17 protein-coding genes are annotated in these 13,557 nt (G+C 48.0%); 6 read left to right on the top strand and 11 right to left on the bottom strand.

All coding sequences use genetic code 11. The features are described 5' to 3' along the window. Window positions 1-31: 31 nt before the first annotated feature. Window positions 32-805 carry a Spy/CpxP family protein refolding chaperone gene (locus LJ740_RS20850; RefSeq protein ID WP_229531068.1) on the bottom strand — a complete coding sequence of 258 codons (774 nt, stop codon included), beginning with the start codon at window positions 803-805 and terminating at the stop codon, window positions 32-34. A 183-nt stretch (window positions 806-988) separates the two neighbouring features. Here LJ740_RS20850 and LJ740_RS20845 point away from each other — a divergent pair, with 183 nt between their 5' ends. The 4 genes from LJ740_RS20845 to trmL are packed head-to-tail and all read left to right on the top strand — an operon-like array spanning window position 989 to window position 4,611. After that, complete coding sequence (locus LJ740_RS20845; protein ID WP_229531067.1) at window positions 989-1,687, top strand: response regulator transcription factor; 699 nt, start codon at window positions 989-991, stop codon at window positions 1,685-1,687. Further along, a complete protein-coding gene (locus LJ740_RS20840; protein WP_229531066.1) occupies window positions 1,684-3,111 on the top strand; it encodes an ATP-binding protein in 1,428 nt (475 codons plus the stop codon). Before LJ740_RS20845 ends, LJ740_RS20840 begins: the two co-directional genes overlap by 4 nt. A 43-nt stretch (window positions 3,112-3,154) precedes the next feature. Next, a complete protein-coding gene (locus tag LJ740_RS20835; RefSeq protein WP_229531065.1) occupies window positions 3,155-4,144 on the top strand; it encodes an alpha/beta fold hydrolase in 990 nt (329 codons plus the stop codon). A 2-nt stretch (window positions 4,145-4,146) separates the two neighbouring features. Further along, window positions 4,147-4,611 (top strand): tRNA (uridine(34)/cytosine(34)/5-carboxymethylaminomethyluridine(34)-2'-O)-methyltransferase TrmL, encoded by a 465-nt coding sequence (trmL, locus tag LJ740_RS20830; RefSeq protein WP_229531064.1) that lies wholly within the window; start codon window positions 4,147-4,149, stop codon window positions 4,609-4,611. A gap of 33 nt (window positions 4,612-4,644) precedes the next feature. Here trmL and gpsA read toward each other — a convergent pair whose 3' ends face one another. Genes gpsA through LJ740_RS20810 form a run of 4 tightly spaced genes read right to left on the bottom strand, consistent with a single transcriptional unit; the run spans window position 4,645 to window position 6,888 of the window. Beyond that, on the bottom strand, window positions 4,645-5,646 hold the full coding sequence (gpsA, locus tag LJ740_RS20825; RefSeq protein ID WP_229531063.1) for an NAD(P)H-dependent glycerol-3-phosphate dehydrogenase: 1,002 nt from the start codon (window positions 5,644-5,646) through the stop codon (window positions 4,645-4,647). Between the two features lie 14 nt (window positions 5,647-5,660). After that, window positions 5,661-6,176 carry a protein-export chaperone SecB gene (secB, locus tag LJ740_RS20820; RefSeq protein WP_229531062.1) on the bottom strand — a complete coding sequence of 172 codons (516 nt, stop codon included), beginning with the start codon at window positions 6,174-6,176 and terminating at the stop codon, window positions 5,661-5,663. Window positions 6,177-6,203: 27 nt separating this feature from the next. Continuing rightward, the gene (gene grxC / locus LJ740_RS20815; RefSeq protein WP_229531061.1) at window positions 6,204-6,455 is read right to left on the bottom strand and encodes a glutaredoxin 3; all 252 of its coding nucleotides are present in this window, start codon (window positions 6,453-6,455) and stop codon (window positions 6,204-6,206) included. 7 nt (window positions 6,456-6,462) lie between these two features. Continuing rightward, window positions 6,463-6,888, bottom strand: a complete 426-nt coding sequence (locus tag LJ740_RS20810; RefSeq protein ID WP_229531060.1) for a rhodanese-like domain-containing protein — start codon at window positions 6,886-6,888, stop codon at window positions 6,463-6,465. 95 nt (window positions 6,889-6,983) lie between these two features. On the opposite strand from LJ740_RS20810, the gene LJ740_RS20805 reads away from it, so the two are divergent. Beyond that, window positions 6,984-8,138, top strand: coding sequence for a murein hydrolase activator EnvC family protein (locus tag LJ740_RS20805; protein ID WP_229531059.1), 1,155 nt, complete (start codon window positions 6,984-6,986; stop codon window positions 8,136-8,138). Window positions 8,139-8,615: 477 nt separating this feature from the next. Then, window positions 8,616-9,368, top strand: a complete 753-nt coding sequence (locus LJ740_RS20800; RefSeq protein ID WP_229531058.1) for a divergent polysaccharide deacetylase family protein — start codon at window positions 8,616-8,618, stop codon at window positions 9,366-9,368. Between the two features lies 1 nt (window position 9,369). Here the strand turns inward: LJ740_RS20800 and LJ740_RS20795 are convergent, their stop codons facing one another. The 6 genes from LJ740_RS20795 to LJ740_RS20770 all read right to left on the bottom strand — a co-directional run. Continuing rightward, entirely contained in the window at window positions 9,370-10,464 is a 1,095-nt protein-coding gene (locus LJ740_RS20795) for a protein-glutamate methylesterase/protein-glutamine glutaminase (RefSeq protein WP_229531057.1), read from the bottom strand. Between the two features lie 9 nt (window positions 10,465-10,473). Beyond that, window positions 10,474-11,112: a chemoreceptor glutamine deamidase CheD gene (cheD, locus tag LJ740_RS20790; protein ID WP_229531056.1), complete on the bottom strand. Its 639-nt coding sequence runs from the start codon at window positions 11,110-11,112 to the stop codon at window positions 10,474-10,476. A 5-nt stretch (window positions 11,113-11,117) separates the two neighbouring features. Further along, window positions 11,118-11,930 carry a CheR family methyltransferase gene (locus tag LJ740_RS20785; RefSeq protein WP_229531055.1) on the bottom strand — a complete coding sequence of 271 codons (813 nt, stop codon included), beginning with the start codon at window positions 11,928-11,930 and terminating at the stop codon, window positions 11,118-11,120. 9 nt (window positions 11,931-11,939) lie between these two features. Beyond that, window positions 11,940-12,425: an STAS domain-containing protein gene (locus tag LJ740_RS20780; protein ID WP_229531054.1), complete on the bottom strand. Its 486-nt coding sequence runs from the start codon at window positions 12,423-12,425 to the stop codon at window positions 11,940-11,942. Between the two features lie 5 nt (window positions 12,426-12,430). Further along, window positions 12,431-13,174, bottom strand: coding sequence for a ParA family protein (locus tag LJ740_RS20775; protein ID WP_229531053.1), 744 nt, complete (start codon window positions 13,172-13,174; stop codon window positions 12,431-12,433). 9 nt (window positions 13,175-13,183) lie between these two features. Continuing rightward, window positions 13,184-13,557, bottom strand: a 374-nt coding sequence (locus tag LJ740_RS20770; RefSeq protein ID WP_229531052.1) for a chemotaxis protein CheW, incomplete at its 5' end; no start/stop codon positions are given.

Below are 13,557 nucleotides of genomic sequence, written 5' to 3'. Positions count from 1 at the left end.
CGCCAACATGTCGGCGTCAATGCCTCGCTTGCTAGATCATACGTGGCAGGAACATGTGTCTGCCTCTTTTTTGCAACTTAGCCTGTTGCTCCTCCGTCAGTAACTGATACACCTGCTGGTGATCCGCCACTACGGCATAAAAGCTTGCCTGGAATTCCGGGAAAGAGGCACTGAACAAAGCACTGACCTTATCAGAGGAATAGCTGCCTTCCTGCATCCAGCTTTTCAGTTCCTCACGGAACCCCTGCACCTGCTCGCGCAGGGCCGTTTTGCTGGCTTGTGCCTGCTCTAACAGAGGCTCAACCTGTGCCTTTTGTTCGTCACTCAGCGCTAATTTATCTGCCAAACGTTCAAACCGGGTCTGTGGATCACCTTTGCCACGACGCGGTGACTTGTCGGCCATCAGTGCCTCCGCTTTTTCTCTTTGCGCTTCGGTCAACACCTGATACACCGCATATTTCTTATCGGCTTTAGCCACAGCCATCGCGGTGAGTGTGGTTTCGTATTGAGCCAGCAAAGATGCGATGCTTTCCTGAGTCACGTTGCCTGAATCAATCAGGTTCAGCGCCTCCTCCTGTAACTTTTTCATATCTTCACGATACAGAGACATGGTATCTTTTGCGTCGTGCATTACGCTGCGAATAGCTTGCTTCTGCTCGCGCTCCAAGTCCAATTGCTTAAAGAACTGGCGCATTTCTTTGCGCGGTCCGTGGCGATCATGCTCGCCTTTTTCATGGGCGAACGCCAAACCGGTTGCCAGTACAGAAACACCCACGACAGTGGTTACAAATTTTCTTAATGTCATTACATTGCCCTCTTGGTAAACAACGATTTTAGTCTGGCACAACACAGATAAAGGAACGTATAGCCAATGTAAAGGTTTGGTAAAGAGTTAAACTATCCCTGTTACACAGGGTCACAGAAACTGCTAAATTAACCCAAATGTTCGTGAATGATGACACGGCTTGTTACAAGGTAAAGAATCGACATGACGGCAAAATCGTTATTAATTATCGACGATGATAAAGAACTCACCAGCTTATTGTGTGAGTACTTATCACCGCAGGGCTACCAGATACAGTGTGCTCACGATGGTCCCACCGGGGTGCAAATGGCCACCAGTGGCGAACATTATGATCTGATCTTACTGGATGTCATGTTGCCGGAACTGGACGGTTTCGAGGTGCTCAAGAAAATTCGCATTAGCCACCTGACCCCCATCATGATGTTAACCGCCAAAGGCGACGATTTTGATCGCATTTTTGGACTGGAATTAGGGGCTGATGATTATATGCCAAAGCCCTTTAATCACCGGGAACTGTCCGCCCGTATTAAAGCCATCATCCGGCGAATGGAGTTTGTACCCAGTCACAGCACTCATCAACCTATCACTATTGGCGATGTAAAAATTCAACCGGTTTGTCGCTCTGTACATTGCGCGGAGCAGGAAATCGAAGTCACTTCTACCGAGTTTTCTATTTTGCATTTACTGATGATGAACTGTGGAAATTTGGTCAGCAAACAGGACATCAGCAAGAAGGTACTGGGCCGACCATTGGCCAGTTATGATCGCAGTATCGACATGCATGTCAGTAACCTTCGCAAAAAACTGAATAACATTGCGGATAAAGAGCGTATTAAAACCGTGCGCGGCTCTGGCTATATCTTACTGGGGAGCGCCAATTGAACAGCCGCTATCTAAACAAACTCAATCCTCTTAACAGTATTTTCGGCCGCCTGTTCCTGTGGTTTTGGCTGACAACGGTGGTGATGATTGTCTGTACCGCCATCACTGTAAGGCAGATTATTAAAGGGCCTGAGCTACAAACCATTCCTGCTGATGAGCAGCAAAAACTGGAGCAGATCGCCATTGAATTTCGTCGCAAGGTTGAGGCTGGGGTGTTTCATAATTCGCGAAAAATGTCTCGACTGGTCAGAATGCTCAGCACCCGCTTCGACAGTGACGTGGTAATTCTGGATGTTGAGCAGGACCGGGTTTTCCACGACGCTCCCAGAATGCCAGCCCCATTTGAAAGACGCTTCATCAATCTGGCTTCGGCAGAAACCGCCTATGGTTTTATGGCAGCGGACCGGCTATTTTTTGGTCCGGTTAATGTTGAGGTGGCCGGTAAACAATATTCAATTTTTAATGGCCGCATGATCCGCTTCCCCATGCTCCAGCACCGCACAGACTTGTTTGCTCTGATAGCGCTGAGTATCAGTGGTCTGTTGTGTTTTGCACTGGCCTGGTCGTTTACCCGGCCTATCAAGGAATTGAGGGATGCGACTCAGGAAATGGCTAAAGGTAATCTGCAAGCCGGTACCACTCACAATACCAGCAGAAAAGACGAGATTGGCGAGCTAAGCCATGATTTTCAAACCATGTCAGTCAAGCTCAATGAATTGCTGGAAAATCAAAAACGATTGCTGGCGGATATCTCTCATGAACTGCGCTCTCCGCTGGCGCGCCTGCAACTTGCCATCGGCATCGCGCAGCAAAATCTGGAAACACAGCCCTCATCCGAAACCACGGAAAACAACCCCATTCACTTGCAATTGCTGGAGCGCATTGAAAAAGAGGCTCATCAGATCGACACCATGATAGGTAATGTTCTGCAGCTTTCCCGACTGGAGAGCAAAGCGTTTGAAGTCCACAAGCACAAAGAATGCTTTCCCGGCTGTATTGAGGGAATTATCGACGACGCCCGCTATGAGGCAAAAAGTCATGGCAAATCAATTGATACTGATTTTCCTGAACCTTTTAGTCTGTTTGTGGAGTCAACCTTGCTGGGCAGTGCCGTAGAAAATATCCTGCGCAACAGCATCAAATATGCGCAACAGCGAATAACGATATCAGCCTCAGTTGACCAGCAACAGCTGATAATTCGGATTTCAGACGATGGTTGTGGTGTCCCGCAGCAGGAACTCAGCAAGCTGTTTACGCCATTTTATCGGGTGTCTTTTGCGCGAAACCGGGAATCCGGCGGCACCGGGTTAGGCTTAGCCATAGCCACACAGGCGATAAACGCGCATAATGGCAGCATTAAGGCAACAAACAACGACAAGGGTGGATTAAGCGTTGCGATTAGCATTCCTATCCAAGAAAGTTAGTATCCGCTTTTTGGAACTTGTATCCGGTTTTTCTTTATTACTTATGGCAAATATCACTCTGGCAAACAATATCTCGCTTACCCAGGAATCGGAACTTCCTGAAAAATACGCCACCACTATCGACCCTTTCTGGCAAAACCAGGTACAAAAAGGTCAGTTCAATGGCCAGGAAAATGTCAGGATTCACACCGCCTGGCTGATTCACCCACAGAGCAAAGGTACCATTGTATTGTCTTCCGGCAGAACCGAAGGCAGCGTTAAATACAAAGAAGTCTTTTATGATTTCTACCAAAACGGCTATTCCGCTTTCACCCTGGATCACCGTGGTCAGGGTCAGTCCGGTCGCCTCGCCGGTAACCCGGACAAAGGGCATGTCGAGGACTTCAGTTATTACGTGGCTGATTTAAAAACCTTTATTACACAAGAGGTACTGCCCAACAGCCCACAAAAGCCACACTTTTTATGTCATTCCATGGGGTGCGCTATCGGCGCGCTGTACCTGATGAATCACCCCGACACCTTCGATAAGGTGGTTTTCTCGTCTCCCATGTTTGGCATCAATGCCCCCATTCCGCAGTGGCTGGCAAAGGGTATCCTCAATACGCACGGCTTTTTCAACGGTGTCTTTTCGGATGAACCCTGGTATTTTCCCGGCCAGGGCGATAAACAACACGAAGCCTTTGCAGGCAACAGCGTTACCCATAGCAAAGTCAGATTCGAACAAAGTGAACACGCCTTCGAAGTGGTGGACGCAGCACTGGGGGGCATCACCGGTGGCTGGTTAAAGGCCGCTTTATGGGCCATGAACACCGTCGAAGCCAATGCCAGACAGATAACAACCCCGACCTTATTGTTGCAATCCGGCGGCGACACCATTGTGGACAATGAGGCACAGCAGCGGGTATGTGCACAGATGCCAGATTGTCAGCTTAAGGTGGTGGCTGAGGCAAAACACGAACTGCTGTTAGAAGCAGACCAATACCGCGACCAGGCCATGGCTGAAATTCTCAGCTTTTTTGCCAGCAAGGATTAGCCATGTTAGATATCGTATTGTATCAACCCGAAATTCCCCCTAATACCGGTAACATTGTTCGCCTGTGCGCCAACACCGGATTTTCTCTGCACCTCATAGAACCACTTGGTTTTGACTGGGACGATAAAAAAGTACGTCGGGCCGGCCTGGATTACCACGAATTTGCCAACGTGGAGAAATGGCCAGATTTACAAAGCTATATCGATCAACGTCAACCCGCGAACATGTACGCCTGCACAACCAAAGGCACGCGCTTTTTTACCGATGTGCAATATCAGCAAGGTGATTGTCTGTTGTTTGGTCCGGAAACCCGGGGATTACCCGAAGATTTGATATTTTCCTTGGCGGAAGAACAACGCTTACGTATTCCCATGGTGGCAGGCAGCCGCAGCATGAACCTGTCCAATGCAGTATCTGTGTTTGTTTATGAAAGTTGGCGGCAACTGGGATTCGTCAACGCTAAATAGACCAGAGGGCCAGAATCCTTGACCCTCTGATATTTATTCGAATTTGATTTCGCGGCCCAGCAGTGCCGCGGCGGCGTCCCGTACGGACTTACCCTGGTAAAGAATGGCATAGATTTGTTCGGTAATCGGCACTTCGACGCCCAGACGTTCCGCTAAGATATAGACTTCTTTAGTATTGCGGTAACCTTCTACCACCTGACCAATATCAGCCATGGCTTGCTCGACACTTTTGCCTTCCCCCAGGGCTAGGCCAAAACGTCGGTTGCGGGATTGGTTGTCGGTACAGGTGAGCACCAGATCTCCCAGGCCAGCCATACCCATAAAGGTTTGAGGATTGGCGCCCAGACTGGCTCCCAGACGGCTTAATTCCGCCAGCCCACGGGTAATCAATGCCGTTCGCGCATTGGCTCCAAATCCCATACCATCGGATAGCCCGGCGCCAATGGCAATAACATTTTTCACTGCACCACCGAGTTGCACTCCGATAAAATCGGTACTCTTGTACACCCGAAAGGATTTGTCGCAGTGTAGCTTTTGCGCAAAATCCGACATGAAATCGCTATCTTCAGAAGCCAGCGTGATTGCCGTTGGCAGGCCTTTGGCCATTTCCTTCGCAAAGGTTGGCCCCGATAAAACAGCAATCGGTACGTCAGCGCCTAAAATTTCTCTGGCCACCTCTTGCAGCAAACGTCCGGTTTCAGGCTCCAACCCTTTGGTGGCCCACACAATGCGTTGTCCGGGCTTTAAAACAGGTTTGAGCTGCTGCAACATACCGGCAAAAGCATGACTGGGTACAACAACCAAAATGTCACGACTTTTCGCCACCGCAGTTGCCAAATCGGTTTCAATATGCAGCGCGTCGGGAAACGTAAAATCAGGGAGGTAGGTCTGGTTCTGACGATCTTTTGCCATCGCCTGCATTTGCCTGGTATTGCGCCCCCAGAACCACACCGGGACCTGTTTACGACTTAAGCAAAATGCAAGGGCAGTGCCGTAAGACCCTGCCCCTAAAACCGTGATGGATTGCTCATCCATAATGGTGTGAGTACTTATTGTAGTGGTGCTTCAGCCGCTGCCTGTTCGGCCTGAGCTTGCTGAGCACGCTTTTGCATGTACTGTGCAAAGATAGCGTCGAAGTTAACCGGCTGCAGATTGAATACCGGGAACGTACCTTTGTTGATCAGAGTCGCTACCGTTTCACGTGCATAGGGGAACAAAGTGTTGGGGCAAAAAGCACCGATCATGTGAGCTTTTTGCGGCTCCGGTAACTCATCACCAATCAGGAAAATACCCGCCTGCTGAACTTCGACCAAAAACGCTGTTTGATCTTCAACTTTGGCCTGCAAAGTGATTGTCAGCACAACTTCGTAGTTATTGTCTTCCAGTTTAACCGACTTGGTGTCCATATCGACTTTCATTTCAGGCTTCCACTCTTTAGTGAAAATAGCCGGAGAATTCGGTGTTTCGAAAGAAATATCTTTGCAGTAAATGCGCTGGATATGAAATTGTGGATTTTTTGCCTGAGGTGCTTCTTCAGCGGCACCTGTTTGGATTTCGTCTGCCATGTTAGCTAAGCCTTGTCTAATAAATATTTAAAATAATGGATCTAATTTGCCTTGCCGCTCCAAGGCCATCATGTCGTCGCAACCACCTACGTGATTTTCATTGATGAAAATCTGAGGCACGGTATAACCACCGTTTGCTCGCGCAATCATCTCGTCCCGCAATTCTGGTTGAGCATCAATTTTATACTCCACAAAAGCAACATTCTTATGTTCCAACAATGCTTTTGCTCGCGAGCAATAAGGACAATATGCCTTAGTGTAAATTTCTACTTTTGCCATGACGCTATTACTTCTTAATCGGTAAACCTGCGGAGGTCCAGGTATTCATACCGCCTTTCAACACCGATACCTGAGAAAACCCGTTTTTCAACAACTGAGAAGCCGTGCGTCTGGCACTCATTCCCATTGCGCAAACCACGATAATGGGTGTGTTTTTATATTTTTCAAGGGATTTGAAATCGGCTTTGTTGACCTGTTCCTGGGTCAGGGTTTTAGCACCCAGAATATGGCCCTTTTTAAATTCAGCTGGTTGGCGAATATCTAACACCACAGCCTCAGAACGATTCATCAACAAAGTAACGTCGTGGGTCCCCAACTCTTTGACCGGCGATAAATGACTATTGATGAAGCTATAAAGCAACCAAAGGAACAAAACCACCCAAATTGTTGCCAACATTGGATGATTCCCGATAAACTCAACGAACTGCTGCATAATCTGACTAAAACCTTAAAGTTAAGCAGTGACAATTAAAACGACTGCAAAGTATATAGATTTTACGTTCAGACGCCAGAGGTGTTCCGCATTCAATGTTAAAAACAAGCCCAGAACAGTCCTTTTCTGACGCTTTCCCGTCACTGCTGACACTTTTGCTGTTGTTAACACTCAGCCTGAACGCTGGCGCGCAAACCCAGGACGATTTGAAATCCATTCAGGATGAAATCAAATCCCGTCAAACCAATCTCAATGCCAAAGTGCGCACCGCCGAGAGCCTGCAACAACAATTAAAAAATGCGGAACTGGAAATATCGCAGCTCACCAAAGCCAGCATTATCAGCGCTCAGGAGTTAAAGCTCGTTCAGGCAGAACAGCGGCAATTGCAAAACAAACACGATACCCTGACGGCGCAGAAGCAAACCCAACTGAGGTTATTGGCCAACCAGATAAAAAGTGCCTATCTGGCCGGTGACCACGATTACACCAAGCTACTGCTCAATCAGGAGAGTGCCGGAAAATTCGAACGCATGTTGGTGTACTACCAATACCTGAATGATGCCCGCAAAGCGCAAATTGATAGTTTTACCCAACTGATTGCAGAACTGCAAAAAACCGCTGCAGCACTACAGGAAAAACAAACCCAAATAGAGCAACTTCAGGCTCAGCAGCAAGCGCAGCAACAGGCGCTGAAACAACAGCAAAACAGTCGTGAAATCGCCCTGAATGAAATTCAAAAAACCATCAATAGTGACGCCGAACAAATTGAACAACTGCAGATAAACGAACAACAGCTCAGCAATGCCATTGCAGAAGCCCTGGCCCGTGAGGCTGCCAGAAAAGACATAGCCTTAAGTGGCCTGAACAGTGCCAAAGGTAAATTGATCAAACCGGTTAACGGAAAATATCGGCGTTTGTTTGGCAAACGCCGGCAGGGCCAGGTACGCTGGAAAGGCGTGATTTTTGAAGCCCCGCAAGGCCGGCCGGTGAGCGCCATTCACCAGGGTAAAGTCATCTTTGCAGACTGGTTAAAAGGCATGGGTCTGGTAACCGTTATCGATCATGGTGCCGGATACATGAGTCTGTACGGACACACTCAGGCCCTGTTAAAACAGGTTGGTGATGTGGTAGAAGGGGGAGAAACTATCGCATTAGTGGGACAAAGCGGCGGTCAACAAAGCGCCGGACTGTATTTTGAGTTGCGCCACAAAGGCGCGGCAATCAACCCCAGCAACTGGCTGGATCTGTAACGGGTTTTCGCCAAATAAGCAGCTTATTTAATCAATTTTTTGGCAAACTATCTCTGCGTATTGAAACTCATACCTGTAGCAGCCCCATTGTGTTAAAAAATCTGTCATAAAATGGTTTTTCTTGTAGACAGGCGATCCCGAGCTCTTATAATGGTGCTGTTGCCGTGCAATAAAAAAATAACACCAAGATTTTGTATCGGCAGGAAGTCGAACTTCATTAGCAGACATTCTCTTTACGATGATAGTATTGTTAATGACCGGCTTTCATTTAATCGACCCGAATTTTAATAACAATAACAGAGAAAGATTCAACGAGTCGTGCGCTGCTATGTTAAGTTATTAAACGCTATATTCCGGCTTAGGAATATAGCGTTTGTCTTACTCAACAACCAGGCCAATGCTGTACCCGCAGACGGCAGAAGCCGTGTTTTCCCCAAAATCCTCAGTAAACATAATGATCTCAGGCGCAAGCCATTCATGCCGGTTTGGTTTTTGCTTGCTCTGCTGGCACAGCCACAAAGCCTGCACGCCGCTGAAATAGCCCTGATCATTGATGACATGGGTAACAGCGACACTGATGGTGTTGCCTTCAATCTGCCGGAGCAAGTGGCGTTTGCCATTTTACCGCACACGCCCCACTCTAAGAAATTTGCCCTGACCGCCGCCGGTGAACAGCGCGATGTGTTGGTGCATATGCCCATGGAAGCACTGTCAGGCCTTAACATGGGACCAGGCGGTATATCTTCAGAAATGTCAGAAAGCCTGATAAGGCAACGGCTAACCGAAGCTTTTGAATCCGTGCCACAGGCCATTGGCTTCAACAATCATATGGGCAGCAAACTCACGCAGCTCACTGCACCAATGCAGACCACCATGGAATTCCTAAACTTCCGTCATCTGTTTTTTTTAGATAGTCGTACCACCCGTTACAGCAAGGCTGAACACATAGCGAAAGACTTTGGTGTACCGACCGTGCGTCGCCATGTTTTCCTGGATCACGTACAGGAAACTCAGCATATCGATTATCAATTTCGTCGACTGCTACGCAAAGCTAAAAGAGACGGTTTTGCCGTAGGCATCGCACATCCGCACAAGGTGACCCTGGAATATTTGCAGGCGGCATTACAGGCCCTGGATGAAGAAGGTATAAGACTGATCTCGCTGAGAGACAAACTACCGCAGACGCCAAAACAGTGGGCCTGGAATCAGAACAGTCAATACAGTCGCTAGTTCAATGTCCCAGTTCAGACACTTTGGCCGCTAATCCGGATAAATTCAGAATATCCTCGTCTGCAACTGCATTAAATTCTTTTACTGCCGCACCAGGCATACCCCACACAACGCTGGACGCTTCGTCCTGAACAAAGGTCCTCATCCCCGCTGCACGAATACGCGCCAGTGCCTGTGAGCCGTCTTTGCCCATTCCTGTCAGCAGGATCGCGATGGCCTTGCCGTTTCCCTGCTTCGCAACAGAATCAAACAAAACCTGGACGCTGGGTCGGTGCAAATTTACCGGCTCGTTATCATGTACCACCGTGTCAAAACCCACCGCGCTTTGGCGCACTTCGAGATGTTTGCCGCCTGGCGCAATATAAATATGCCCCTGACAGACTGGCTCATTATGCCGGGCTTCTTTGACCGTGAGTGGTAATAAGGCATTCAGTCGGTTGGCATAAGATTCTGTGAATCTGCCCGGTAAGTGCAATGCCACCAGCACCGCCTCCTTACCGCTAAATCGAACCTGAACCAGGAGTTCCTTTAACGCTTCCAGGCTACCGGTGGACCCCCCAATGGCGATAATTTTTTTCGCGGGCCTGAGCTCTGATTCGCTTGCTCCGGTGCGCGGTTCGACTTGCCGGGATATCGCCGGCTTGTGACCGGAGGATTGCCCACTGAGCTTTTTACTGATCGCTTCAAGTGTGGATTTAGAAACACTGGAAGCCGCCAGCACTTTATTGATGATCTCTTGCTGATATTCCCCCATGATCCGCGACAAATCGTTGGGCTTCGCCACAAAATCAATGGCACCTGACTCCAGCGCCTGCATAGTAATTTGCGAACCTTCTGAGGTAAGTGTAGAAATCATAACCACCGGTGTCGGGCGAAGGCGCATCAGATTCTTGAGAAACGCGATACCATTCATTTTTGGCATCTCGACATCCAGAGTTATCACATCGGGATTGAGCTGTTTGATTTTCTGTCTGGCATCGTAGGGATCTTCAGCGCTACCCACAACCTGTATCCGGGCATCTGACGACAGCAAACAGGTTAAAACATCACGAATAAGTTGCGAATCATCAACGATGAGTACTTTTACTTTGTGCATCGGCATTTTTTAATCAAACAAATCGATTTCACCCACTTCAATGTGAGAGGTATCGATACGGCTTTTATATCTGGTTTCACGAATGGCAATGGTGTCATTGTGCATATGTTGCAGCTTTTTCACCATCACTTTGCCGGTTTTTGGGAAAAAATTCACTTTTCTGGGGTGAGGCCCCCCTAAATCTGCAGCAGCCAGTTTATAGCCTTCCATCACCATAAATTTATGCAGAAACTTTATATTTCTTTCACCCACTGATGTCATTTGTTTAATGATCTGCCCCCCGCCGAATGCCTTAAACACGATTTGTGATTTATCGGCACCGTTGCGCAGTAAATCGTTGATCATGCGCTCCATGGCAACATCGCCATAGCGGAAGGATTCACTCATCAAGTCTTCCGCATCATTACTGCTGTTGGAATTGGGCAACATGAAATGGTTCATGGCGCCGAGTCCCGTGGTCTGCTCATAAATGCACACAGAAATACAGGAACCCAGTACAGTGGTGATCATTTCATCATTGCGGGTTACATAATATTCACCGGGCAGGATCTTCGCGGCCACCAGGGAGGCAGACTTATCCACGTAGCGATTGATGGCCTCGAAGCCCTTCATACAGGGCTGCACCTCCGGGTAATGGCGCAATGTCATGATGGTTAACCTCGTTTTCGATAGATCGTTTTTCCGACACTGTCAAAATCATCATTTATCTTATGCAGTGTTTCAGAGTGTCCCAAAAACAAATGCCCGCCGGGTGTCAGGTGCTCCCAATATTTTTGTGCTAAGCGTTGTTTTTTTGGAAAGTCGAAATAGATCAACACATTGCGACAAAAAATAACATCATACTTTCGGTTTAGTTGCCACTCATCCATCAGGTTAAGTTGTTGAAAATCAATCAAATTACGGTATCTTTCCTTAACCCGACATTTATTTAAATTCACTCCTTTGCCCTTGCGAAAGAACTTTTTTTTCACCGCCAGGTCGTAGTTTTCGATCGCTTTTAACGGGTAAATACCATCGGCCCCCGTTTGTAAAACACGGGTATCCAGATCGGTTGCCGTGATATGTAATTTAATGTGTTTTTGCTCACAAACTGGCATCAAATTGAGCACAATAGAATAGGGTTCCTCCCCCGAAGAACACCCTGCGGACCAGATATTAAATTCACTGACCGATAAACTCGCCAGGTGTTGCTTTAAGTAGTCAAAATGGTGCTGTTCACGGCCAAACGAAGTCACATTAGTAGTAATACAATTGATAAATTCTTTAAACTCCTGTGCATCTTTTTCCACCATGCTCAGGTAGTCTTTAAAATCGTTGAGACGATGAAAGCGCAGACGCTTGGTCAGGCGCGCATAGTACATATCGTATTTTTCATCGGTCACCGTGATACCGGACCAGTTATTCGCCAGCTCCCTGAGTCGATTAAAGATTTTCCGGTTATAGCCGAATTCTTTTTGCGCTATCACAACTCACCTTTATGCTGAATGTTGATACTGAGCAAAAAAATCTGTCATACCCGCGGTGTAAAAGTACTGTTGTAATTTGGGATGCACCGCCACAACATTCACCTCAACACCTTTAAAGGCCAGTTGTTTTAGTAAGCTATACAACAACTGTACGCCGGCAGCATCGGCATCCTGGGTGTCGCTGGCATCTACCTGCAGTGCATTGGGCAGCTTACTGAACAGCAAACGCCATTCATCATACAGAGTTTCAATACTGTGTATGGTTAGCCTATCAGGGACTTTCAGGCGGCAAAGTTGGTTTTCAATCTGATAGGTGCTGGCAGTCGTTGGTTCCGGATCGCTTGCTGACTCAGGTGTCTGAGCGGACAAACTTTCTGATTCGGTGGGCGTCACTGTCTGCCCTTCTTCATCATCCTGCAACCATTCCAGAGGGTCATGGCCCAACCCCATTTCGGCTTCACTATCGTCTGCAAGAGTCTCTTTTTTTTCCGTCATTCGCTTCACCTGTTGAGAATTAGGTCTGCCAGTTCGGAAAACTCCCGACTGGCTTTACTGTGTGGTGACCAGGCAAGTACCGGCCTGCCATAGCTGGGACTGGTTGCAATGGCGCTACTTTCTTCAATACATACAGGCACCAGGTCATCCGGAAAATAACGCCTGAGCTTGCTCAGTACGTCATCACTTAATCGCCGCCCCTGCTGTAACCGGCTAACCACAACCCAGTGCTTTTGGTATTTGCCAATCATGCGTTCAAAATTTCGCATGGTGGCCATCATGGTAGACAACCCCGACATACCAAAAAAATCGGGCGTGACAGGGGTCAGCAACTCAGTGGCCATAGCCAACGCATTCACCACCAAAAAGCCCGACGCGGGGGGACAATCCAGCAACACCAGATCGCAATCCGGCACGCTGCGTTTTAAGGCCTTTTTCAATATCAGCCCCCGGCCTTTACCCATTGGGGTTGATTCCAGTCTCTGCAACCCAGGCCCTGCGGCAATAAAGCCCAGTTCGGGTGACAGGGTCTGGATCACGTCAGTGAGTTCACTTTTGCCATTGAGTACCCGGTCTATGCCTGCGCGGTTATTTTGAAACAGGCCAAAATATTGGCCAAGTTGTGCCTGCGGGTCCAGATCAATGGCCAATACCCGTTTCCCCTTCTGACTCAGAGCATAGGCTAAATTGGCACAGATGGTGGTTTTCCCTACACCGCCTTTCTGATTTACACAGGCAATCACTCGCATTGCAATCACTCAGACCAGGGCGGTTTGCTGTTGCACTATGGTTTTCAGATCATCAAATTTTTCGGTTTCAAAGATGGATTCAAGCGACAGCATCACCACAATTTTATCCTGATATTTAAACATCCCGGTCATAAACTCAGTGCTCACATTGTTGCCCAACCTGGGCGATTTTTTGATCTCTGAAAGTGACACCGCAATAACATCTGACACTGTGTCTACTACTATCCCCACCAGCATTTCATTACCTGGTTCCCCCACTGACACCACCACCATTACGGTTTGTTTATCAATGGACTTCGCGGTGTAACCGAATATATCGCGCAGGTCCAGTATGGGCACCATGGCATGGCGAAAATCAATCACGCCCATACAATGGCTCGGCG

Source organism: Planctobacterium marinum, assembly GCF_020687805.1.
Taxonomy (GTDB): Bacteria; Pseudomonadota; Gammaproteobacteria; order Enterobacterales; family Alteromonadaceae; genus Planctobacterium; species Planctobacterium marinum.
This window is presented reverse-complemented; position numbering and strand designations above follow the sequence as displayed.